This is a genomic window from Catenulispora sp. EB89, from assembly GCF_041261445.1.
Taxonomy (GTDB): domain Bacteria; phylum Actinomycetota; class Actinomycetes; order Streptomycetales; family Catenulisporaceae; genus Catenulispora.
Genome location: NZ_JBGCCU010000005.1, coordinates 238,973 through 261,432, shown reverse-complemented (window position 1 = coordinate 261,432; position 22,460 = coordinate 238,973). Strand labels below are relative to the sequence as shown.

The 22,460-nt window shown below is 71.3% G+C and carries 18 protein-coding genes; 10 read left to right on the top strand and 8 right to left on the bottom strand.

The window, feature by feature from the left end:
* Positions 1-103: 103 nt before the first annotated feature.
* From ABH920_RS13420 to ABH920_RS13410, 3 genes are read right to left on the bottom strand one after another with little or no spacing between them, the layout of a single operon-like run.
* Complete coding sequence (locus ABH920_RS13420) at positions 104-1,204, bottom strand: NAD-dependent epimerase/dehydratase family protein (protein WP_370349260.1); 1,101 nt, start codon at positions 1,202-1,204, stop codon at positions 104-106.
* Complete coding sequence (locus ABH920_RS13415) at positions 1,201-2,277, bottom strand: Gfo/Idh/MocA family protein (protein WP_370349259.1); 1,077 nt, start codon at positions 2,275-2,277, stop codon at positions 1,201-1,203. Before ABH920_RS13415 ends, ABH920_RS13420 begins: the two co-directional genes overlap by 4 nt.
* A 1-nt stretch (position 2,278) precedes the next feature.
* Positions 2,279-3,670: a sugar transferase gene (locus ABH920_RS13410; RefSeq protein ID WP_370349258.1), complete on the bottom strand. Its 1,392-nt coding sequence runs from the start codon at positions 3,668-3,670 to the stop codon at positions 2,279-2,281.
* A 485-nt stretch (positions 3,671-4,155) separates the two neighbouring features.
* On the opposite strand from ABH920_RS13410, the gene ABH920_RS13405 reads away from it, so the two are divergent.
* From ABH920_RS13405 to ABH920_RS13390, 4 genes are all read left to right on the top strand, one after another.
* Positions 4,156-4,962, top strand: coding sequence for a glycosyltransferase family 2 protein (locus ABH920_RS13405; protein WP_370349257.1), 807 nt, complete (start codon positions 4,156-4,158; stop codon positions 4,960-4,962).
* Positions 4,959-5,630, top strand: coding sequence for a polysaccharide deacetylase family protein (locus tag ABH920_RS13400; protein WP_370349256.1), 672 nt, complete (start codon positions 4,959-4,961; stop codon positions 5,628-5,630). Before ABH920_RS13405 ends, ABH920_RS13400 begins: the two co-directional genes overlap by 4 nt.
* A 400-nt stretch (positions 5,631-6,030) precedes the next feature.
* Positions 6,031-7,194 (top strand): ATP-grasp domain-containing protein, encoded by a 1,164-nt coding sequence (locus ABH920_RS13395; protein WP_370349255.1) that lies wholly within the window; start codon positions 6,031-6,033, stop codon positions 7,192-7,194.
* Positions 7,191-7,943, top strand: coding sequence for a hypothetical protein (locus ABH920_RS13390; RefSeq protein WP_370349254.1), 753 nt, complete (start codon positions 7,191-7,193; stop codon positions 7,941-7,943). The genes ABH920_RS13395 and ABH920_RS13390 overlap by 4 nt, the downstream gene beginning before the upstream one ends.
* 33 nt (positions 7,944-7,976) lie before the next feature.
* On the opposite strand, the gene ABH920_RS13385 is transcribed toward ABH920_RS13390, so the two are convergent.
* Positions 7,977-8,909 (bottom strand): glycosyltransferase family 2 protein, encoded by a 933-nt coding sequence (locus tag ABH920_RS13385; protein WP_370349253.1) that lies wholly within the window; start codon positions 8,907-8,909, stop codon positions 7,977-7,979.
* Positions 8,893-9,993: a glycosyltransferase family 4 protein gene (locus ABH920_RS13380; RefSeq protein ID WP_370349252.1), complete on the bottom strand. Its 1,101-nt coding sequence runs from the start codon at positions 9,991-9,993 to the stop codon at positions 8,893-8,895. Before ABH920_RS13380 ends, ABH920_RS13385 begins: the two co-directional genes overlap by 17 nt.
* A gap of 91 nt (positions 9,994-10,084) precedes the next feature.
* Here ABH920_RS13380 and ABH920_RS13375 point away from each other — a divergent pair, with 91 nt between their 5' ends.
* The gene (locus tag ABH920_RS13375) at positions 10,085-10,933 is read left to right on the top strand and encodes a glycosyltransferase family 2 protein (RefSeq protein ID WP_370349251.1); all 849 of its coding nucleotides are present in this window, start codon (positions 10,085-10,087) and stop codon (positions 10,931-10,933) included.
* 77 nt (positions 10,934-11,010) lie between these two features.
* Positions 11,011-12,261 (top strand): glycosyltransferase, encoded by a 1,251-nt coding sequence (locus ABH920_RS13370; RefSeq protein WP_370349250.1) that lies wholly within the window; start codon positions 11,011-11,013, stop codon positions 12,259-12,261.
* A 34-nt stretch (positions 12,262-12,295) separates the two neighbouring features.
* On the opposite strand, the gene ABH920_RS13365 is transcribed toward ABH920_RS13370, so the two are convergent.
* From ABH920_RS13365 to ABH920_RS13355, 3 genes are all read right to left on the bottom strand, one after another.
* Positions 12,296-12,691 (bottom strand): hypothetical protein, encoded by a 396-nt coding sequence (locus ABH920_RS13365; RefSeq protein WP_370349249.1) that lies wholly within the window; start codon positions 12,689-12,691, stop codon positions 12,296-12,298.
* Between the two features lie 159 nt (positions 12,692-12,850).
* Entirely contained in the window at positions 12,851-14,071 is a 1,221-nt protein-coding gene (locus tag ABH920_RS13360) for a hypothetical protein (protein WP_370349248.1), read from the bottom strand.
* 84 nt (positions 14,072-14,155) lie between these two features.
* Positions 14,156-15,052 carry an NAD-dependent protein deacetylase gene (locus tag ABH920_RS13355; RefSeq protein ID WP_370349247.1) on the bottom strand — a complete coding sequence of 299 codons (897 nt, stop codon included), beginning with the start codon at positions 15,050-15,052 and terminating at the stop codon, positions 14,156-14,158.
* A gap of 146 nt (positions 15,053-15,198) precedes the next feature.
* On the opposite strand from ABH920_RS13355, the gene ABH920_RS13350 reads away from it, so the two are divergent.
* The 4 genes from ABH920_RS13350 (at position 15,199) to ABH920_RS13335 (ending at position 22,453) form a co-directional block, all read left to right on the top strand.
* Positions 15,199-17,670, top strand: a complete 2,472-nt coding sequence (locus ABH920_RS13350) for a fibronectin type III domain-containing protein (RefSeq protein ID WP_370349246.1) — start codon at positions 15,199-15,201, stop codon at positions 17,668-17,670.
* Between the two features lie 115 nt (positions 17,671-17,785).
* On the top strand, positions 17,786-18,745 hold the full coding sequence (locus ABH920_RS13345; protein WP_370349504.1) for an AAA family ATPase: 960 nt from the start codon (positions 17,786-17,788) through the stop codon (positions 18,743-18,745).
* Positions 18,738-20,174, top strand: a complete 1,437-nt coding sequence (locus tag ABH920_RS13340) for a DUF58 domain-containing protein (protein ID WP_370349245.1) — start codon at positions 18,738-18,740, stop codon at positions 20,172-20,174. Before ABH920_RS13345 ends, ABH920_RS13340 begins: the two co-directional genes overlap by 8 nt.
* Complete coding sequence (locus ABH920_RS13335) at positions 20,171-22,453, top strand: transglutaminase domain-containing protein (RefSeq protein WP_370349244.1); 2,283 nt, start codon at positions 20,171-20,173, stop codon at positions 22,451-22,453. The genes ABH920_RS13340 and ABH920_RS13335 overlap by 4 nt, the downstream gene beginning before the upstream one ends.
* Positions 22,454-22,460: the final 7 nt, after the last annotated feature.

Below are 22,460 nucleotides of genomic sequence, written 5' to 3'. Positions count from 1 at the left end.
GGGATGCGCGGCAGGTCCGCGCCCTCGGTGCCGTTGTCCACGGCCGCGGAGGCCACGGTCGCCGCAGCCGCCACCGTCGCCACCGGACCATCCAGCGTCGCGCTCACGAAGAAGCTCCTTCGACCGCGGCCCCGGAACCGGACCCGGCCTCGGCCGCCACCGCGGCCAGCTCGGCCGCAGCCGCCACCCGCGACACCGGCTCGGACGGCGCCGGCCCGGCCTGCTCGCCGCGCCACCACTCGACCAGGTCGGCGAGGCCTTCGCGCAGCCCCATCTCGGCCTTGAACCCCAGCCGCGCCTCGGCCCGCGAGGTGTCGGCCAGGCGCCGGGTGACGCCGTTGACCGCGCGCGGCGGCCCGTACTCCACCGGCAGATCCGAGCCCATGACCTCCAGCAGCGTCTTCGCCAGGTCGTTCAGGCTGGTCTCGACGCCGCAGGCGATGTTGAACACGTCGTCGGTGAGGTCCGCCGCGGCGGCCAGCACGTTCGCCCGCGCGATGTCCGCGACGTGCACGAAGTCCATCGTCTGCGTGCCGTCGCCGAGGATCAGCGGCGGCGTTCCCGAGGCGATGCGCTCCATCCAGCGGATCAGCACCTCGGTGTAGAGGCCGTGGATGTCCATGCGCGGGCCGTAGACGTTGAAGTAGCGGAGCGCCACGTAGTCGAGCCCGTACATGCTCTTGAAGCTGCGGAGCATCGCCTCGTTGAAGGCTTTCGCCGCGCCGTAGAAGGTGTCGTTGTTGTAGGAGTGGTGGCGCTCGTCGGTCGGGAACTGCTCGGCCAGGCCGTAGACCGAGGCCGACGACGAGGCGACGACCTTCTTCACCCCGGCCGCCGCCGCGGCCTCCAGCACGTTGAACGTGCCGTCCACCAACACCTCGTTGGCCAGCCGCGGCTCCTCGGCACACTGCGTGATCCGGATCGCCGCCAGGTGGAACACCACGTCAGTGCCGGCGGTCAGCTCCGCGAGCAGGCCCCGGTCCCCGATGTCGCCCTCGACGATCCGCACGCGACCGCTGGGCAGGGCCGCGGCCAGGTTGGCCCGGCGGCCGCGCACGAAGTTGTCCAGCACGACCACCGACCCGCAGCCGGCGTCCAGCAGCCGGTCCACGACGTGCGAGCCGATCGTTCCGGCCCCGCCGGTGACCAGCGCGCGGCTGCCGGCCAGGTCGACCGCCGCGCCGGTGGGAACCGTGTCGTTCATTCGCCCTCCAAGGCGTCGTCGTTCACAGCCACGAGGGCTCCGTTCTCGGCGAGGCTGCGCGAGGCCGCCTCGAGGATCCGCAGGACCCGCAGACCCGCGCGGCCGTCGGTGGCGGCCGGCGTGCCGGTGCGCACGGCGCGGGCGAACTCCTCGACCGCCGCCGCCAGCGCCTCCCGCTCGTTCAGCGCAGGGGCGACCATGTCGCCGATCCGGTATGACACCAGGGCCGCGCGCCGCTGGTCCGCGCCGAGCTCGTCCGGCGTGGCCAGGTCCACCCCGCGGTCGAAGACGCTGACCCGCTGCGCGGGGTTCATGTCGTCCCAGACCAGGGTGCGCTTGGAGCCGCCGACGATGGTGGTGCGCACCTTGCTCGGCGACAGCCAGTTCACGTGGCCGTGCGCGATCGCGCCGCTGGACAGCGCCAGCGTCAGGTACGCCACGCAGGTCCGGCCGGCCCCTATCGGGTCGGCGCCGGTCGCGGCCACCGCCACCGGCTTCACCCCCGGCGGGAGGATGAAGTCCAGGATCGACAGGTCGTGCGGAGCCAGGTCCCACAACACGTCGACGTCCGGCTGGATGAGCCCCAGGTTGATCCGGACCGAGTCGACGAAGTGCACCTCGCCGAGCTCGCCCGAGTGGATCAGCTCCCTGATGGCCAGGGCCGCCGGGGTGTAGCAGTAGGTGTGGTCGCACATCAGAATCAGGCCGCGCTCGGCCGCCTCGGCGACCAGTTCGGCGCCCTCGGCCTCGGTGGCGGCCAGCGGCTTCTCGACCAGGACGTGCCGCCCGGAGCGCAGCGCGGCCAGCGCGACGTCCCGATGCGTGCGCGCCGGCGTCGCGATCGCCACCGCCTTGACCTGCGGGTCGGCCAGCGCCTCGTCCAACGTTCCAGTGACCTGGACGCTGGCGTACGGCGCCGCGACCTTACGGGCCCGCTCGGTGTCCAGGTCGACCAGCCAGCGCAGGTCCCAGTCCGGCGAGGCCATGAAGTTCCGCACGAGGTTCGGTCCCCAATACCCGGCACCGACCACCGCGATACCCGGCCGCTCAGCGGCCGGCGATCCCCCCGACATTTCAGTACGCTCCTTTGCCCTTGACGACAGCCGAGCCGGTGCGCAGCAAGATCTCCGCGTCCAGGCCCAGCGACCAGTTCTCGACGTATCCCAGGTCCAGCCGCACCGCGTCCGCCCACGCCAGGTCGGAGCGGCCGCTCACCTGCCACAGCCCGGTCAGGCCCGGCTTGACCAGCAGCCGGCGCCGGACCTCCTCGCTGTACTTCGCCGCCTCTTCCGGCAGCGGCGGACGCGGCCCGACCAGGGACATGTCGCCGCGCACCACGTTGAGCAGCTGCGGCAGCTCGTCCAGCGAGTACCGGCGCAGCACGGCGCCGACCTTCGTCACCCGCGGGTCCCGCCGCGCCTTGAACAGCAAGCCGTCGGAGTTCACGTTGAGATGCGCGAGCTCCTGCTTCGCCGCCGCGGCGTTGGTGGACATGGTGCGGAACTTGTAGAGGACGAAGTGCTCCCCGCGCAGCCCCACGCGGGTTTGCCGGAAGTAGATCGGGCGCCCGTCGCCGAACATGATCGCCAGCGACACCGCCAGGAAGATCGGCGACAGCAGCAGGATGCCGATGGCGGCCATCACCCGCTCGCTGATCTCCTTCGGGACCCGCGCCCCACGCGACAACCGCGGCTCGCGGATGTGGAACAGCGGCACGCCGCCGTCCCGCCGGACCGCCAGCCGCGCCGGCGCGATCTCACTGAGGAACGGGGCGACCAGGATGTCCACACCCTGGTTCGCCAGGCGCCAGCCCAGCCCGCTGAGCGCCGCCGCTCCGAGATGCGGGCCGGGCATGAGCACCACGACCTCGCATCCGGTCACCTGCAAAGCCGTCGCGACCTGCTCGGCGTCGCTGGGTCCGCCGTGCGCGGTCAGCGTGCCCACATTGAGCGGGTCCAACGGGTCCTGTGGACTCGGCGGTACCGAGCCCGACGGTTGCGACAACGGGCCCTGTCCCGGGCCCGCCACCTCCAGCGCGGCCACCGCGCGCAGCGACGAGCGTTCCCGCCGCAGGATCGCGGCCATCGCAGAGCACTGAATCGCGCTGCCGACCAACAGCGCCGGCCGCGACGACAGCCCGGGATGCCGGGCCTGCGTGGCGCGGAACGCCCTGCGGGCCAACAGCGAACCCACCGCCGCGGTCGGGACTGCCACGAGCAGCCCGCGCAGAAGTCTGTCGTTGCGCGCCACCAGCGCGCACAACGCCGCCAGAGCGGCCATCGCCGCGAGACAGGCCCTGAGGATCCGGTGGTACTCCTCGGTGCCCGGCCCCACGTGCCGCCGCTCGTACAGCCGGTGCGCACTGGACGCACCGACCCATGCCACAGGCACGGCGACCAGCGCCGGCCACTGCTCCTGGACCGGGACCGCGAACCAGGTGGCCACGGTCGCGCATGTCCAGTCCATCGCTACCAGGAGCGCCGTACCGGCGCGCCTGCCGTATCTCATGGTCCAGGTTCGTGCGGGCTGTAGCCGCCGCACGACCTGACTTTCCACGCCTGACCCGACCGCCATGCCGAAATCCCCCCACGGAATCTCATCGCACCGCCCGACGCCGCCCGCCCCGCACATCCCTCGGCCATGACCGTTGCGTAACTGCCCGAACACCGTCGAACGAGAGCCAATGGTAGTGGGCTGCAATACTTCGCGCGAGATGTCCTGGAGAGATATCATGGCTAACACTTAGCGTCGTTCTGCTGTTATACGTACTGTGTCCAAACATGGTCGCCTGTGGGACAACCACCGAAGCCTCGCGGGGCCGGTGGGTTGGGGGGAGAGGGATGGCGCGCAATGCGCTGCGTTGGAGCAAGGACGCACTGAATCGGCTCATCGGCTGGCAAGTCATCTTCGAGTGGCGGAACAGAACCACGAAATGGCCGAGTGTGCTACGCATGCGCGGCTTCGAAGATCGTGAAGTGCGGCGCCTGCGGAGCGAAGCGCCGCTTTTGTCCGCCCGGGTCGCGGTGGTGATCCCGACCTACAAACGCCCGGACGGGCTTTCCGCAGCAGTGGCCTCGGTTCTGGCGCAGACCTGGTCGGACTTCGTGGTCGTCGTCGTGGACGACGGCGGCGGCGGATTGGACGCGGCACGGCTACCTGCGGATCCACGGCTTCGCACGGTGTCACTGTCAGAGAACTCACATGTGCTCGGCCTGGTCCGGAACGTGGGGATGCGGCTGACCGAGTCGCGCTATGTGGCGTTCCTGGACGACGACAACACGTGGGAGCCGGACCACTTGGCCCTGACGGTGAAAACCCTGATGGACTCGCCTCGGCTGTCCGGCGTGTACACCGCCTTGCACCGGGTGCTGCCGGACGGCTCGGATCTGGATGTGTTGTCAGTACCCTTCGATCGCAAGCGTGCGTCGTGGGACTCGTTCCTCGACTGCAACGCCTTCGTCGCGGTCCGCAGCAGGGCCCTGACCTTCAGCCGGATGCCGCGGCCCATCGGCCTGCTCCCGCGCGAGGACTGGGAGATGATGTACCGCTTCACGCGGCGCCACCGCATCACGCACCTGCCGACTCCCACGGTTCGCTACCTGGTGAACCCGTCGAGCTTCTACACGCAGTGGGACAAGGACAAGAGGAACGACGAGACGCAGTCCGAGAGCTCCAAGAACTCCGAGAACGCGCAGCTGAACGGCATCCAGCACCACCAGGGCACGCCGGCCCCCCAGCCGGCCGGGGAGGGCGAATGAGCGGCACAGAGCTGCGGAACATCTCGTTCCACGGGATCGGCACACCGAACGGCCCGGAACGCGAACCGGACGAGCACCGCTACTGGGTGACGAAATCGGCGTTCCTGCGTGTCCTGGACCTCTGCGCGGAACAGCCCAACGTCCGCCTGAGCTTCGACGACGGCAACGCCTCCGACGCGGCCATAGCCCTCCCGGCACTCCAAGAGCGAGGCCTCACCGCCGACTTCTTCCCGATCGCCGACCGCCTCGGCACCCCCGGCAACCTGGACCACGACGCGGTCCAGGCCCTGGCCGACGCCGGCATGACCATCGGCACCCACGGCGCGGCGCACCGCCCCTGGACGAAAGTCCCCCAGACGGATCAGAACACTGAGTTGCAGGACGCCCGCGCCCGCATCGCCGAAGCCGCGGGCCGCCCGGTCGACACGGCGGCGTGCCCCTTCGGCGCGTACGACCGCAAGGTGCTGCACGCGCTGCGCACAGCGGGCTACCGCACGGTCTTCACCAGCGACGCAAGGCCCGCGCACAGCGGGAACTGGCTGCAGCCGCGCTACAGCGTCGAGGCCGACGACACGCCCGAGACGGTGCGCGCCCGGATGCTGACGCCCCGGCCGGCCGGCGGCCGCGCGGTGGATCGGGCGTGGCTGACGGTCAAGGCTTGGCGATGAGGTGGCGCGCCGGCTGGCGTGAAAACGTCGGAGCAATGCTCAAGACCAATCTCAAATCCGGTGCTGCGGAAAGACATTTAATGGCAACGAGAAAGCTCTCTATTGCCATTGAGGCATGCGAGTGCAGCCGCCGGGATCCCGTGACGGCGGTCGACCGCTCGCTGACTGTCAGGCACGCCGCTTCGAGGCGGCACGCGCACGGAACGCCGGCTGCTACAACGAGTCGGCACGCGCACGCAGCGCTCGCCGCCACGACGGACCTCCTGCTCACCGCCGCCTCGCGCCAGCACACGCACGCAACCCGCGCCGCCGCGACGAGCCGGCTACTCACCACTGGTCTCGCCGCTTCCGGCCGCCTGGCCCGCGCCGGGCACCCCGCCGCGAAAGCGAGCCGCCGCACATGACCACCTCATCCGCCACTCCCTCCCCCGCCCGCGTCCTCATCGGCTTCGCCGATGCCTTCGCGGCGATCGAGTCAGCCTGGTCCCTCGCCGACGCCGGCTACGAGGTCTTCGCCTTCGCGCGGCGCGGCAGCTCGCCGGCGCTGGCCGCGTCGCGCCGGGTCCGTATCGTGCCGGTCACCGCGCCCGAGGACGATGCCGCGGCCTGTGTCGCCGACGTCGTCGATGCCGCGCAGCGCCTCGGCGCCTCGGTGCTCATGCCGCTCGACGACCTGGCCGTCTGGGTCGCCGACCGGACCGGGCTGCGGGTCGCCGGCGCCACCGGCCGGGCCGCCGAGTTCGCGCTCGACAAGCGCCTGCAGGTCGAGGCCGCCGCCGGGGCCGGGTTCGCGGTTCCGGCGCGTACTCCCGGCGGCCCGTGGATCGTCAAGGCCGCGATGGCCGCGATCGAGCAGGACGGCAAGCTGATCCGGCCCGGCGGCCGCGCTGCCGCCACCGAGGCCGACGTCGAGGCCGCCACCGCGGACCTCGCCGGCCCCGTCCTGGTCCAGCAGCTCCTCACCGGCGTCGGGGAGGGGGTCTTCGGCTTCGCGACGCCCGGCGGGGTCCGTGCCTGGAGCGGCCACCGCCGCGTGCGGATGACCGACCCGCGCGGCTCGGCCTCCAGCGCGTGCCGCTCCATCGCGGTCGACGACGAGCTGCGCCAGTGCACCGAGAAGCTGCTGGCCTCCGTCGGCTGGCGCGGCATGTTCATGGTCGAACTCCTCCGCGACGCCGACGGCACCCCGTGGTTCATGGAGGTCAACGGCCGCCCCTGGGGCAGCATGGCGCTGGCCGTCCGCCGCGGCTTCGACTACCCGGTGTGGGCCGTTCGGCAGGCGCTCGACCCGGCGTTCGTCCCCGAGGCACCGGAGCCCGAGCCGCCGCACATCGTCTGCCGCCACCTCGGCCGCGAGCTGATCCACCTCGCCGCCGTGCTGCGCGGGCCGATGAAGGACCACCCGGGGCCGTGGCCCAAGCGCGGCGCCACGCTGGCCGCCCTGCGGCCCACGCGCGCCGACCGCTGGTACAACCTGCGTGCCGGCGAGCGGCGCGTGTTCTGGCGCGACACCTGGTCGACGCTCGCCACCCAAGCTGCTCGGATGAGACGGAGAGATTCGTGACCGGCCCGGTGACCAAGGTCCGCGCGGTGGCGCACATCCACTCCGAATGGTCCGACGACGCGTCATGGCCGCTGGACCGCCTGGCCGCCGCGTTCCGCAAGCGCGGCCGCAACGTGCTGCTGATGTGCGAGCACAGCCGCACCTTCACCGAGGCCAAGTGGCAGGAGTACGTCGAGGCCTGCGCGGCGGCGTCCGGCAACGGCGTCCTGGTCGTCCCGGGGCTGGAGTACAACGACGCGGACAACGTCGTGCACATCCCGGTCTGGGGCGAGGTCCCGTTCCTGAGCCAGACCCCGGACATCGCCGACGTCCTGGCGCACACCCGGGAGGCGGACGGAGTCGCCGTCTTCGCGCACCCCTGGCGCCGCAACGCCTGGCGCCGCTTCGACCCGGCGTGGGCGAAGGACCTGACCGCGGTCGAGATCTGGAACCGCAAGTACGACGGCTGGGCACCGAACCGGCAGGCGCGCGCCTACGCGGAACGCTTGGGCCTGCCGCCGTTCGTGGCGCTGGACTTCCACAGCGCCCGGCAGTTCTTTCCACTGGCGATGGAGCTCACGCTCACCGGCCCGCCGACCCGCACGACCGTGGAGGACGCCCTGCGCGACGGCCGGTTCGAACCGCTGGCGTTCAGCCGCTCGGCACTGCGGCTGACCTCGGGGGTCGGCGGCGTCGCGCTTGCTGCCGCTGAGGCGGCGCGGGCCGTCGCGGCTCGGGCGGTCCGGACTGCGCTGAACAGAAGGAAGTAGGCAGGCGCCAACCAGCCCCAGCGACCACTCCCGTCACGGCCCCGGCTTGGCCCGCATCCGAGCCGGGCTCACCAACGCCCGCACCGCCGCTCGACTGCTCGCGCGTCCCAACAACGCCCGCGACGACTCACGCAGCAACAACGCGCCCCAGAACGCCGCCACCGAAGGCGTCCCATGCGTCCGCCGATAAAGCCGCACCCGGTTCACCGTGAGCAGCGTCCACAGCTTCGGCGAAACCGTCGCCTCACCCTCCAGGTGCACCGCGACCGCGTCCGGCGCCAACCGCGTCGCGAGGCCGTGCGACCGCGCCCGCAAGGCGTACTCCGTCTCCTCTGAATAGAGAAAGAAGGACTCGTCCCACGGCCCGCACGCCTCGACGCACTCCCGCGACAACGCCATCAGCGACCCGGCCACCCAGTCCGCGCGCGTCGGGCCCCGGTACGCCTTGGGATCCGCGACCTGCTCACCGAGCGCCGCGAAACGCCCCGAGCGATGCGCGCCCAGAACCATCTCGCCCAGCAGCCGCAGCGGATTCGGCTCGCGTCGCAGTGTCCTGATCATCCGTCCGCTGCCGTCGAACAGCACCGGTGCCGTGATCCCGGTCCCCTGCCGCTCCAGCCCGCGCACCAAAGCCGCGCCGCACCCCGGCCGCATCCGGATGTCCGGGTTGCAGACCAGGACCGCGTCCGTCGTCTTGTCCAGTGGCGCGACGGCGTCCAGCGCCGCGTTGATCGCGGCGGAGTAGCCGGCGTTGCGACCGGTCTGCACCACGAGCGCGTCGGGCGCCGTCGTCCGCACCAGATCGGCGGTCCCGTCGGCCGAGTCGTTGTCGGCGACCACCAGGCGCCAGCGCAACCCGCTCATCCCGGACTCCAGCGAGTCCAGCAGACCCGGCAGCACGTCGGCGCTGTTCCAGGTCACCACGATCAGCACCGCCCCGGGCAGGTCCTCAGCGGACGACTGCATCAAGCACCTCCGTCAACGCCGCGACCCAGCGGGCCATCCCGAACTCCGTCTCCGCCAACTGCCGCGCCTGGTACCCCATCGCCTCCGACCGCTGCGGATCGGCGATCAGCTCCAGGATCTCCGCCCGCAACGCCGCCGCGTCGTGCGCCGGCACGAACGCGCCGTTGACTCCTTCTTCCAGCGCGTCCCGCTGCCCGTCGACCCGCGTGCACACCACCGCGCGGCCCATCGAGAAGGCCTCGATCATGCAGCTGATGCCGTTGTCGGTGTCGCTGGGGTGCAGCGGCAGCACGATGAAGCGCGAGCGAGCGTACAGGTCGCGCATCTCGACCGGTGTCAGCGGTCCGAACGTGACGCCCTCCGGGAGCCCGACGCGCTCGCCCCGGTCGCCGAGCTCGGCGCGCCAGCGGTCGTCCATCCCGGCGACCAGCGAGCCGGCGATGTGGCAGCGGACGCCGGTCCCGTCGAGGGCGGCGATCAGCGTGGCGAAGTCGCGCATCTCCCGGCCGGCGGAGCAGATCATGACGGCGTCCGGATTGTCCGGGTCCGGCTTGGCCAGAGCGGGGTCGAAGAACTCGGTGTCCACGACCCACTTCGGCGACACGATCCGGTCCGCCGGCACCCCGAGCTGCTTGACCGCGAACTCGGCCTGCGCCGAAGGCGGCAGGACGAGGGTTCTGATGCCGGGCCAGGCGTGGCGCAGCAGCTTCGCCTTGGCGCCGGAGGAGATCCAGCTGTAGAGCACGACGAGCGGCGTCCGCTTCCGTCGGCCGGTGAAGCGCAGCGCCAGAGCCAGCGGCAGGCTCGCGGCCTCGGCACCCCAGGCGAAGATCGCGTCGTACTTCTTGCGCACGCGGAACGCCTCCGCGGCGAAGGCCAGCGGCAGCGGCAGCTTGCCGTAGATCATCCGGCGCAGCTTCGACGGACCGGTCACGAACCGCTGGTCCAGAACCGTCAGGTCGTACGGCAGGTCGTAAAGCCAAACCTTCGGGCGCTCCCCTGCCTTCGCCTGTTCGGCGACCTCTTCGAGAAACGGCGGGAACCAGCCCGCCGACACCAGGACCAGAATCCGGCTGTCCGTCACGCGGCCATGCTCGCAAAGTCGGGAACAACCCCACAAGAGCATTAGAACCCTGACAGCACGCGTGCGGATTCCGATGCGATACTGGGCAATCGTGGTGTCAGTGGTCATCCCCGCGCACAACGAGGCGAGCGTGGTCGGACGTCTGCTCAGCAGACTGCTGGCCGGAGCCGCGCCGGGTGAATTCGAGATATGGGTCGTCGCCAACGGCTGCACGGACGACACGGCGGAGATCGCCGGGACGTTCGCCGACGTCAAGGTGCTGATCACTCCGCAGGCGAACAAGCACGCCGCCATGCGGCTCGCCGACGAGCACGCCGAGGGCTTTCCGCGGCTGTACGTGGACGCGGACGTCGAGCTCGGGGCGCAGGACGTGCGCGCCCTGGCCGCGGTGTTCGACGATCCCGGCGTCCTGGCGGCCGGGCCGGCGCGGGCGATGCCCCCCGAAGGGCGGCCGTGGACCGTGCGCTGGTTCTACGACGTGTGGGACGAGCTGCCGGTGGTGCGCGAGGGGCTGTTCGGGCGCGGCGTGGTCGGGGTCTCGCGCGAGGGCTGGGAACGGCTGCGCGCGCTGCCGCCGCTGCTCGGCGACGACCTCGCGGCCTCGCTGCTCTTCGAGCCGGAACAGCGGCGGGTGGTGTCGGAGGCGTCGGTGGTCGTCCATCCGCCGCGCACCGCCGGAGCACTGCTCAAGATCCGCACCCGGGCGCTGGTCTCGACCCTCCAGGCCGCCGACGATCCGGAACTCGCCGCGGCCTCGGACTCGGCGCGCACGTCGCTGTCCGATCTGCGGGCGATCGCCGTGGCCTCGCCGGTCCGCGACGGGCCCAAGGTCGCGTGGTTCCTGGCGCTCACAGTCGCGACCAAAATACGCGCTCGGCGGGCGGTCCGTGCGGGGGACTTCAAGACCTGGCAGCGCGACGACACGAGCCGGGGAGCGTGATCCCGACCGGGAAGCAAGATCAAAGTGTCAGGTTTCTGATTCTTGGGTAGCGTCCGCCACCAGGGGGTGGGGAAACCATGACGGACCGTGTCCGAACACCGCACGCTGTGCTGGTACTGCTGAATCTTCCGGTGCCCGACGACCAGCGCGCCTGGTCTCAGGCCCTTGCGCTGCGGGACGACGGCGCGCGGGTGAGCGTGGTGTGCCCGGCGATCCGCGGACGCCGGCCGGGCCGGGAGCGGATCGACGGCATCGACGTGATCCGCTTCCGCTCCTTCGAGGGGCAGGGAGCGCTGGCCACTGCGGCCGAAGGCTTCTGGACCGCCTCCGCGGCGGCTGCAGCAGCACGTCGTGCGCTGCGCGGTTCCCGGGGCAGCAAGCGCATGCTGCAGATCGGCAACCCCCCGGACCTGCTGTTCCCGCTGGCCTGGTGGGCCCGCCGCAACGGGATCCGGACTGTGTACGACCAGCGCGACGTGGTGCCGGTGCTGGCGGAGTCGCGCGCCGGCTTCAACAAACTGACGCCGATGTTCCTCGCGGCCGAGCAGCGCATGATCACGACGGCCGATGTGGTGATAACCCCTAGCGAGGAACAGCGGGCCCGGATCCTGGAGCGGTACGGCCGGGACGCGATCATCATCCGCACCGCGGAGGTGCCCGCTGAACGGGATGAGGATGAGGGCGAGACCGGAGCGCCGGACGATCTGACCGCACCGGCCGAGGCTGACGCAGCCGACGTCTCCACCACCGAGCCCGAAACCGCGCCGGCCGACCTCGTCATCGGCTACCTCGGCGTGATCGGCGAACAGGACGGCCTCACCGACCTCCTCGACGCCGTCGCCCTCCTGCGCGCCGACGGCGCCGCCGGCTTCCGCGTCGAGGTCGCCGGCGACGGCCCCGCCCTGCCCGCGGCGCGCGCGCACGCCACCCGCCTGGACCTGGACTCGCTGGTCACGTTCCACGGCTGGCTCGGCCCCGGCGCCGTCGACACGTTCCTCGGCCGGATCGACGCGATGGCCGTGCCCGACCCCGACAACCCGTTCAACCACTTCTGCGCGATGAACAAGGTCACCCACGCGATGGCCCGCGGCATCCCGATCGCCCTGCGGCCGCTGCGCGAGAACGTCCGCCTCACCGACGGCCACGCCTACGAAGCCGCCGACATGACCATCCGCTCCTTCGCCGACGCCCTGGCCACGCTCCTCAAGGACGCGCCGGCCGGCCGCGCCGAGATCGCGGCGGCGGCCCGCGCCACCTTCGAGGCACATCTCTCCTGGCCCCGCCACGCTCCCCGTTACATCGAGGCGGTATCTCCCGTGCGTCCCTGACCGCCCCGACAGAGAGCACCAGTTGGAAGAGGCCTCACTCGGCCTCTTCCAACTCCATCCCCCGCACGAACCCACCCCGGGCCCGGCCGCCCCCGAAGATCTCGTCCCAGTCGAAGTCCTCAGGGATCTCCGGCAGCGAGACCACCACCCCGCCTCCGCTCTGGGCGACGGCGTCACACCAGGCGACCATCCCGTCGACGTCCCCGGTCTCCGCCAACGTGGGTATCAGGCACCCGCCGCTGGGCCCGTCAAGCACGCACACGGTCAGCCCGGCCATCAGCTGCCACCCGTCGCACACCGGCACCCGTCCCTCCGGGGCGACCAGAGCGGGCAACTCCCCATGCACCGTCGGCGCCTCCCCCACGACCAACAACGGCAGCGGACCCAGCACGAACCGCGCGTTCTCCCGCGGCAGCAGCATCGCAGTCACCGCGCCACCGTACAGGCGTCCCATCGGCATCGCAGCAAAAACGGGCCGGTGATCGTGAGATGAACTCTCAGATCACCGGCCCCGCGCCACCCGAGCGCCAGGTGTCAATGCACGAATATCAGTACCCGGTCTTGACGCTCAGCGCTCGCCTCTCAGGCCTCAGCCGAGCGCCGTAACCCCAGCCCACGCCTTGTGCTTGGCGACCTTCTGCGGGTGTCCGAACCCGCCGCCGGCGACACCGGGCAGCAGGAACAGGTTGCCGCGCTTGTTGACCGCCCAGATGTCGGCCAGCCCGTCGCCGTTCGCATCGCCCTTAGTGATCACCAGCGGGAAGCGCTTGGCGGTCAGCCCGTGGCCGATCAGAACGCGCGTCGTCTCGTCCCCGAACGTCCCGCCGGCCTGGCCGGGGTAGCGCCAGATCTGGCCCGACGCGTCGTCGCGCGCGATGAGGTCGTGCAGCCCGTTCGCGGCCGGGACCACGCCGATGACGGTGCGACCGCTCCAGCCGGCGCCGGCGACCGCCACCGGCGCGTTGTAGTGGTTCATCGCCACCGACGAGTACAGGAACAGCTGGTCGCCGACCTTGCCGATCAGGTCCGCGCGCCGGTGGCCGGTCAGGTCGCCGGGCGAGAGGAGCTGTGTGAACGCCGGCCACGCCGTCATCCCGGTCGGAGGCGACACCAGCGCCTCCTGCGTCGTCGAGAAGCCGCCGAGGCCGTCGCCGAAGGCGTTGTACAGGTTGCCGTTCTGGAAGATGAACAGGTCCTGGAACTGCCCGCGCCGCTCGTCGCCGCCGCCGGCGATGAGCGCGCCGGTGAGGTTCGCGCCGTTCAGGGTCCCGGCCGCGGGCGCCACCGAGCCGTCGCCGAGGCCGGCCGAGAACCGCAGGCCGCCGTCCGCGCCGACCGACAGCAGGTCGGCGTTGCCGTCGCCGTCGTAGTCGGAGTACTTGTCGAACTGCGTGGTGCCGGTGAGATAGAAGGAGTAGGACGTCGGCTGCGACACGGCGCCCGAAGCGGTGACCGCCTCGACGGTGAGCGTGTTGGTCCCCCACTGCGCCGACCGGAGCTCCGGGGTCGTCGCGGTCCCGTCGGCACCGGCGGCGACGTGCGCGTTGCTGCCGGGCGGCACACTCAGCGAGCCGTTGAGCACGTAGTCGAACTCGACGACGCCGCTGGCGGCGGGCACCGAGAAGGTGAACGTCCCCGGCGTCCGGATCACCGGCCCCGGCTGTCCGTCCGGCGGGAAGACCGCCGAGGTGACGGTCACCTGCGGCGCGACGTCCGCCGCCGCCGTCATCGGCGCGGCGACCCCGACACCCGCCGCCACGGCACCCGCCGCGAGCAGAACCGCGGCCCGCCGAGTCAAAGGCTGATCCATGCGTGAACCCCCCTGTTCCAGGACATGAGAACTCCCCGGGTTCCCGGGGAGGAGAGCCATCGTACGTCGCGCTGACCTGCGGGCCTAACCGAAATCCGGGGCCGCTCCCACGCGTCCCACCAGCTCCACGAGCGCACTGCCCAGCGGCGCCTCGATACGGGCCGACGCGTACCGGTCGCCGCGCGTCACGCCCTGATTGACGATCACGACCGGCTTGCCCGCCTCCGCCGCGCGCCGCACGAACCGCAGCCCCGACATCACCGTCAACGACGAGCCCAGCACCAGCAGCGCCTCGGCGCCGTCCACCAGCTCGTTGCACCGCTCGACCCGCGCCTTGGGCACGTTCTCGCCGAAGAACACCACGTCCGGCTTCAGCACCCCGTCGCCGCACGAGTCGCAGTCCACGGAACGGAACCGGAGCACCGCCTCCTCGGCGAGCTCCACGTCGCCGTCTGGATTGATGCGCGCCGCGACGCCGTCGAACACCGGGTTGGCGTCGTTCAGCCGGCGCTCCAGCTCGGTCCGCGCGCTGAACGCCCCGCAGGTGAGGCAGACCACCCGGTCCAGGCTCCCGTGCAGGTCGACCACCTCGGGCAAGGTGCCGGCCGCCTGGTGCAGGCCGTCCACGTTCTGCGTGATGACGCCGTCCACGTGCCCGGAGGCCCGCAGCACGGCGACTGCCCGGTGCCCGATGTTCGGCTGCGCCCCGGCCATCGCGCGCCACCCGAGGTGGCTGCGGGCCCAGTACCGCTGCCGCGCCTGCGCGCTGCCCGCGAAGTCCTCGTAGGTCATCGGCGTGTGCCTGCGCAGCGCGCCGGATTTGCCGCGGTAGTCGGGGATCCCGGATTCCGTGGAGATCCCGGCGCCGCTCAGCACGACGACCCCGCGTCCGGCCACCAGCTCCACCATGGCGTCCAGGCTCGTCGTGCGCGGGAAGTCCTCGCCGGTGGGCTCCCAGGTCAACGTCGGTCGCGTACGCACCCCACCAGCGTAAGCTCCCCGGCCGCGACTGGGCATCTCACGCTCCGGGCCCCTTCGCTCGGGCGTTCAAGTCAGTATGCTAAGACCGAACATGGGCTAGCGCAGAAAACGTTCTGACCTCATGGGGGCCCAAGATGTGGCAAAACGTGCGGCAAGAACCGGATGCAAACGGGGTTTCCGGTACAGCGGTCCAGGTCCAGCGGGACGGGGCCGACAGGTCTCAGTCCCAGGACGGGGCCAACAAGTCGAAGGGCTCCCGGGTCCTGCTGGCCGTCGGCGTGGCGGTCACGGTGACATTGGCCGGGGCCGGTTTCGCGTTGGGCCGCAACGTTTCCGCGAGCCGCGCGCAGGCGCACCCGGGCAGCGCGTGGCTGTCGACGACGGCCGACGGCAGCGTCAACCTGGTCGACGGGATCAGCGGCGGCTCGGCCGCGAAGGTCCCGGTCCCCGGCGCCTCCGGGCACTCGATGGACGTGACGCAGAACGGCGACCTGGTCTTCGTGCGCGACACCGTGACCGGGTCGATCACCGTCATCGACACCTCGCAATTGGTCGCGACCGTACAGATCCCGCACAGCACGGACACCTCGGTCCTGGCCGGAGGCGGAGTCGCCTACCTGGTGGACGCCGCCGCGGGCACAGTGCAGCGGGTCGACCCCACGACGCTGGCCGCGGACGGCACCCAGGTCAAGCTCTCCGGCAGCCTCGGCATCCCGATCGTGGACCACAACGGCGTCCTGTGGGCACCGGTCACCGCCACCGGCACCGTCGTCCCGGTCAACGGCGACACCGCGGGCGCCGCGATCACCGTCGACCCCGGCGGCTCGGACATGGTGATGGCCCTGGCCGGCGGCACCCCGACCGTCGTGGACCGCACCACCGGCACCCTCACCGCCATCACCGGCGGCGTGGCCGGCCAGGTCATCAAGCTGCCGGGCGCAGCGAACTCGGGCAACAGCCTCCAGGTAGCCAGCGTCGACAGCAACCAGCCACTCCCCCTCGTGGAATCGGCCCCGACCGCACAACTGGTCCTGGTGAACCTCACAAGCGGCATCCCGACCTCGATCGGCATCCCCGCCGGCTACACCAGCGACGACCTACGGCCGCCACTGCAGGCAGGCCAGCGCACCTACATACCGGACTTCACCCGCGGCTCAGCCCTGGTCTACGACAGCACCACGAACCGCTTCGACACCCCGATCCCGATCCTGCCGCACGGCGGATCATTCCAGTCGGAGATCGTCGACGGCATCGTCTACTTCAACGACCCCTCCAGCGGCGCCGCGGTCTCGGTCTCCGCCGACGGAGTCCCGCACTCCATCACGAAGAACGGCAGCACCATCCCCACGGCCGGCGACTCGACCACCGTCGCGGACCCGCACCCGACCCAACCCCCGACCACGCAGACCACGACGCAGAACCACGAGACCTCGGCCCCACCGGTCACCTCCACAAGCACGTCAAGCGCACCCCCGACCACGAAGCCGGTGGTCCCGAGCAGCCCGGAGGGCCCGCCGAGCACGAGCGTCGCGGTGCCGGGGCCTTCGACGAGCAGTAGCAGCAAGCCGACGCCGACTTCGGCGCCTTCTACTACGCCGAGCACGCCGACACCTTCGAAGCCTTCGACGCCGCCGAGCAAGTCCTCGACGCCTCCCCCGCCGCCGAGCACGACGTCCAGCACGCCGGCTCCGGTGCCGCCGCTGGCACCACTGGACGTGAAGGTCACGCCGGACAAGGCCAACAACGGCAGCGTGACGGTGCAGTGGCAGAACCCGAGCGACACGACGAACACCAAGTCCTACAAGGTCTCGGTGACCAAGGACGCCGGTACTCAGACGAACGTGCCCAACAACCCGACCGCAGTGAACATCAGTGGGCTGGTCTGCGGCACGAGCTACGACTTCACTGTGACGGCGATCGGCCCGACCGGCCTCACCACGTCCGCGCCTCCCGTAGCCAGCCGCGCCTGCTACATGCCCGGTGAGCCAAGCGGCCTGGAAGTGAGCACCCCGGCCGGCAGCTCGACCACCCTGTATGCCAAGTGGAACAAGCCGAGCGATCCCGGTATCGGAACTCCCCTGACATACCTGGTGACAGTAACCGGCCCCGGCATCTCGATCACCGACAAGAGCGTGCCCGGCCCGTCGACCACCATCCCGAACCTCCTCCCAGGCCGCAGCTACACCGTTTCCGTGAAGGCGCACACCCCCGACGGCACCTCGGGGGCGGCAAGTCAGAACCGCACCGTCGTTGACGGCGTCGGCCTCACGATCGATCTCAACGCGGTCAAGAGCTACTACGTCTGGGCCAAGAGCAAGAACATCATCAGCTGCACTTTTCCGAACTGCCCGACCTGGATCCAGCGCACACCGTCTTCGTACAACGACACCTCAGCGCATGGGGATTGGGTCACGACCGTCAATATCGGCGATCAAGTCACCGCGTTCTGCTACGCCACAGGTGGCTACCCCTCGCAGGACAACAACCAAGTCGTCAGCACCACCTGGCTTTATGTCAGCGCGAACGGCCACTGGGGCTACGCCTCGACGCACTGGTTCGCCGACAACGCCGACACTCATGGCCTGCCTCTCTGCTCTGGCGGCCCGCCCACCGGCTGACACCTGCGCAGAAACCCCGCACCCATTAACCTGACACCCGCCCAACTCTCGATCTCCACCACCCGACCACCACCACCCGCCAAGGACCACCGTGACCGTCACCGAGCCCCGCCCGATGCTGTCCGGCGAGCACTTCGCCGCCGGCTTCGCCCTGCTGCGCGACGCGATCTGCGAAGTCGTGCGGGGCAAGGTGTCGGCGGTCGAGCTCGCGCTGACCTGTCTGCTGGCCGAGGGGCATCTGCTCGTCGAGGATGTGCCCGGGACCGGGAAGACCACGTTGGCGCGGGCGCTGGCGGCGTCGCTCGGGGCGTCGTGGAACCGGGTGCAGTTCACGCCTGACCTGATGCCGTCGGACGTCACCGGGGTCACCGTTTTCGACCAGCGGGCGCAGGAGTTCGCGTTCCACGCCGGTCCGGTGTTCGCGCATGTCGTGCTCGCCGACGAGATCAACCGTGCCTCGCCGAAGACCCAGGCCGCTTTGTTGGAGGTGATGGAGGAGCGGAACGTCACCGTTGACGGGACCACACATCCGGTGCCGCAGCCGTTCCTGGTCGTCGCGACCCAGAACCCGGTCGATATGGACGGCACCTATCCGCTCCCCGAGGCGCAGCTCGACAGGTTCCTGATGCGCATCCGGCTCGGGTACCCCGATCACGCCGCCGAGGTCGAGGTGCTGCAGGGCCGCGAGCGGACGCGGCGGCTGGGCGACCTGCCGCCGGTGCTGGGCATCGACGAGGTGGCCGTGCTGATCCACCAGGCCGAGCAGGTCTTCGTGGCGCCGAGCGTCTACTCCTACGTCGTGAACGTAGCCGCCGCCACCCGCACCATGCCCGACGTCCGGCTCGGCGCCAGCCCGCGCGGCAGCCTGGCCCTGCTGCGCGCCTCCCAGGTCCGCGCCGCCTCGCAAGGCCGCGTCTACCTGACGCCCGACGACGTGAAGGCCCTCGCCGAACCGGTCCTGGCGCACCGCATCCTGCTGAACCAGGACGCGCTGATGCGCGGCGGGACCGCGGCCTCCGTGGTCGCCGCGGCGGTGGCCGCCACTCCGGTCCCGCAGACCGCCGAGAATGTCTGACGCGGCCGACGGCGCGACCAACCGCGCGATCATCGGCGCGAACGCCACAGCCACCGCCGAAACCTCCGACGCCACAGACGCCGCAGCCACCGCCGCGGCGGCCCCCGACGCTCCCGAAGCCCCCGCCCCAGCACCCCCCGACTCCGACCGCACCCTCCGCCTGACCTCCACCGGAACGGCCCTCGGCCTGTCCTCCCTGGCCTGCGTCGTCCTCGCCTACGCCTTCGGCTACCCGGCCTTCGCCGCCCTCGGCACCGCCGGCCTCGTCATCCTCCTGTGCGTCGTCCCCCTGACCGCACGCAACGCGCCGATCGAACTCGACCGCGAGGTCTACCCCCTGCGCGTGGCCCGCGGCGAAACCGCCGTCGGCCTGCTCACCGTCCGCAACCAGTCCCCGACCTGGGGCCAGCGCCTCTCGGCCCGGGAGCGCGTCGGCAGCCGCGAGATCCCGGTCCGTATCGGCCAACTCCCGCCGCACGCCGCCGTCGAAGTCCGCTACGAACTCCCGACCGCCCGCCGTGGCGTCATCGACGTCGGGCCGCTGCACTGGGACCGCACCGACCCCCTCGGCCTGGTCCGCCGCCGCTCCGCCCTGCCCGGCAAAGCCGTCCTGCACGTCCACCCGGCCGTCCACCGCTTCCCGCTCGGCACCGCCGCCCAGAACGCCCAAGGCGAGCAGGCCCGCACCGACCTGGCGCTGGAAGGCTCCATCACCTTCCACACGCTGCGCGAATACGTGCCCGGAGACGACCTGCGCCGCATCCACTGGCGCGCCAGCGCCCACCGCGGCGAGCTGATGGTCCGGCAGAACATCGACGTGACGCCGCCCAAGGCGACCATCGTCCTCATCACCGACGCCGCACTGTATGCGAACCCTGACGACTTCGAGCACGCCGTGGACGTCGCCGCCTCCGCTGCCGTCGGAGCCGTCCGCGCCGGACAGGCCGTCTCCCTGTGGACCACCGGCGGCCTCCGGCTCAGCGCCAACGGATCCCCCGAGGAATCAATGCTCTTCCTCGACCGCCTGGCCGGAGTGACCCTGCTCGCCACCAAGTCCGCCAAGGCCACCAAACCCGCCAAATCCACCAGATCCGCAGGCCGAACCGGCGAAGGCCTGGCCGACACACTCGAACACCTGGAACACGCCGAACGAGGCGGCGTCCTCATCGTCGTCGGCGGTCATCCACAGCCTGGGGAAATCGGCACGCTGACCAGGATCGCCGGCCGATTCGGGCTGGCCGCACTGACCCGGATCAGCGCACCCGAAGGCCAAGGCCAAGGCCAGGGCCAGGGCCAAGCCCCCGGATCAGGATCAGGAACCGCACGCGGCGCCGCCGGACTCTCCATCATCGACGCCCCGACCGCCGCCGAGATCTGCGACCGCTGGGAACGGCTGGCCCAGGCGGCGGCGCGAGGAGGCGTGCGATGACCTCGCGCATCAACGCCGCGCCCCGGAACATCAGGATTCTGCTGGCCATACCGACGGCAGTCCTGTGCGCGATCACCGGCCTCTCGCTCCGCGGCGCGTTCGACCTCGCGGACGTCGTCCCGGTCTGCGTCCTGGCGACGGTCATCCCCTCCGGCATCGTCGCTCTGGCAGCGTGGGCCGCCGGTCGACAAAGGCGCGGATTCGAGCTGTTCGCGCTCGGCGGAGCGTTGGTCGGCTGGCTCGTGATCCTCCCGGCAGGCTCGATCGTCCTCGCGAGCTGGCGCGGCGGCGACCATCAGTCCGTCGCCGACTTCCTCAGCGTCCTGCGATCAGCGGTCACCGACGGCGCCCGCCAACTCCTGTCGACCACGTCACCAGCGCGTCCGACCGCCGTCCTGCTGGCCACGGCCGGAACGTGCCTGTGGTGGAGCGCCGTCTGGGCCGCCATCTGCGCGATCCGCGGCGCCTCGCCGCTGACCGTCCTGCTCCCGCCGACGATCCTGCTCGCCCTCGGCACCGCCGCCTCCGCCGGGGCCGGCGATCCCCAGACGATCCTGACCGCCGCGGCCTTCCTCGTCACCGCCGTGGTCTTCGTCGGCGTCGACCAGGCGACCCGCGGCAACCCGGCCGACGCCGTCGTCATCCGCAACCGCAGCGCACGACCGTGGGCCTCCGCCGTGCGCACAGCTCCGTTCTTCGCGACGGTGACCGCGCTGACGCTGGTCGCCGCGTCGTTGGCACCGCACCTCCCGGGGCTGCCGCAACGCCGCCCCTGGGACCCGCGCACCCTGATCGCGCCGGCGCAGCAGATCTTCGACGAGACCGACCCCCTCACTCAGGCGGTCGCCTGGCTGAAGCAGGACACTGTCTCACCGCTGTTCACGGTCACCACCGGCGACAACAGCCAGCGTCTCCGCTGGCAGGTGCTCGACACCTACGACGGCCGGCACTGGTCCTCCTCGGCGGAGTATCGCCTTGCGGGCAAAAGCCTTCCGACGCCGCCCGCGTTCTGGGACCCGTCCGGGCCGAGCGCTTCGGTGACGGAGACCGTGCACATCCAGGACCTGTCGAGCGTGTTCCTTCCGGCGGCCGGTCGCGTGCGGACGGTGTCGGGGACCGACGTCCGGGTGGCCGGCGACCTCGGCATGATCGCCACCGGGAACGGCCGCGCGGCGCCGGCGTCGTTGTCGTACCGGGTCGACACGAGCGTGCCGGACTTCACCGACGCGGGCCGGCTGCGTGCCGCACAGCAGGGAACCGACTCGGCGCTCCAGCCCTTCGAGCAACTGCCGTCGCAGGTGCCCGACGACCTGACCGCCTTCGCAGCGACCGCCGCGGTCGGCGACACGCCCTACGACCAGATGAACGCGCTGGCCACGGCCGTTCGCGCGGCGTTCGGCTACGCCCCGGATTCGGCGGCCGGGCAGAGCCTCGGGCGACTCAGTGCCCTGGTTTCCTACGGCAAGGACCCGAGCAAGCACGTGGGGGCGAGCGCCGACGCCTTCGCCTCGCTGTTCGCGGTCGCGGCACGCCAGGTGGGGTTTCCGGCGCGGTTGGTGGTCGGGTTCGCGCCGGGGACGCAGAGCGGCGCGGGGACGTACTCGGTCACGAACCAGGACGTGAAGGTGTGGCCCGAGGTCTACTTCGCGGGGGTCGGCTGGGTCCCGTTCTATGACGCGGTTCCCGACGGCAAGGGGACGAGCGGCGACATCAATCCGGTGCAGGCGCAGGCCTCCACGGTACCGACGTCGGCGACGCCGTCGTCGGGGGCTTCGCAGTCCGCCGTTCCGTACACGGGCCCTTCGGTGCAGCTCAACAACCCTGTGCCGCACCACAAGACGCCGTTGGTGTTGCTGCTCTTGGGCTTGATCGCCGTGCTGGTGCTCGCGGCTGTCGCTGGGCTTCTGGTCGTCGCGCTCGTGTCGCGGCGGCGACGGCTGGCGCTCCGGCGGCGTGATCCGGACCCGCGTCGGCGGACGCAGTGGGCCTGGCTGGAAAGCCTGGACGCACTGGGGATCGACGCGCGGACGACGACCACGCCGTCGGAGCTGGCGTTGACCGCCGGTGGGCCGTTGGGGGCCGACGGGGCCGAGCCGATCCGGCAGCTCGCGGGGTTGGCGGAGGTCGCCGCGTACGCGCCGGCGCCTCCGGACGCCGAGCAGGCCGAGCGGGCTTGGACGTACGCGGATCAGATCAGGGTGCTGTCACGGCGGCGGACTCCGCGGCGGGTGCGGGTGGTGCGGTTGCTGCGGCCTCCGTCGCGGACGCGGCGGCACTGAGCCGTTT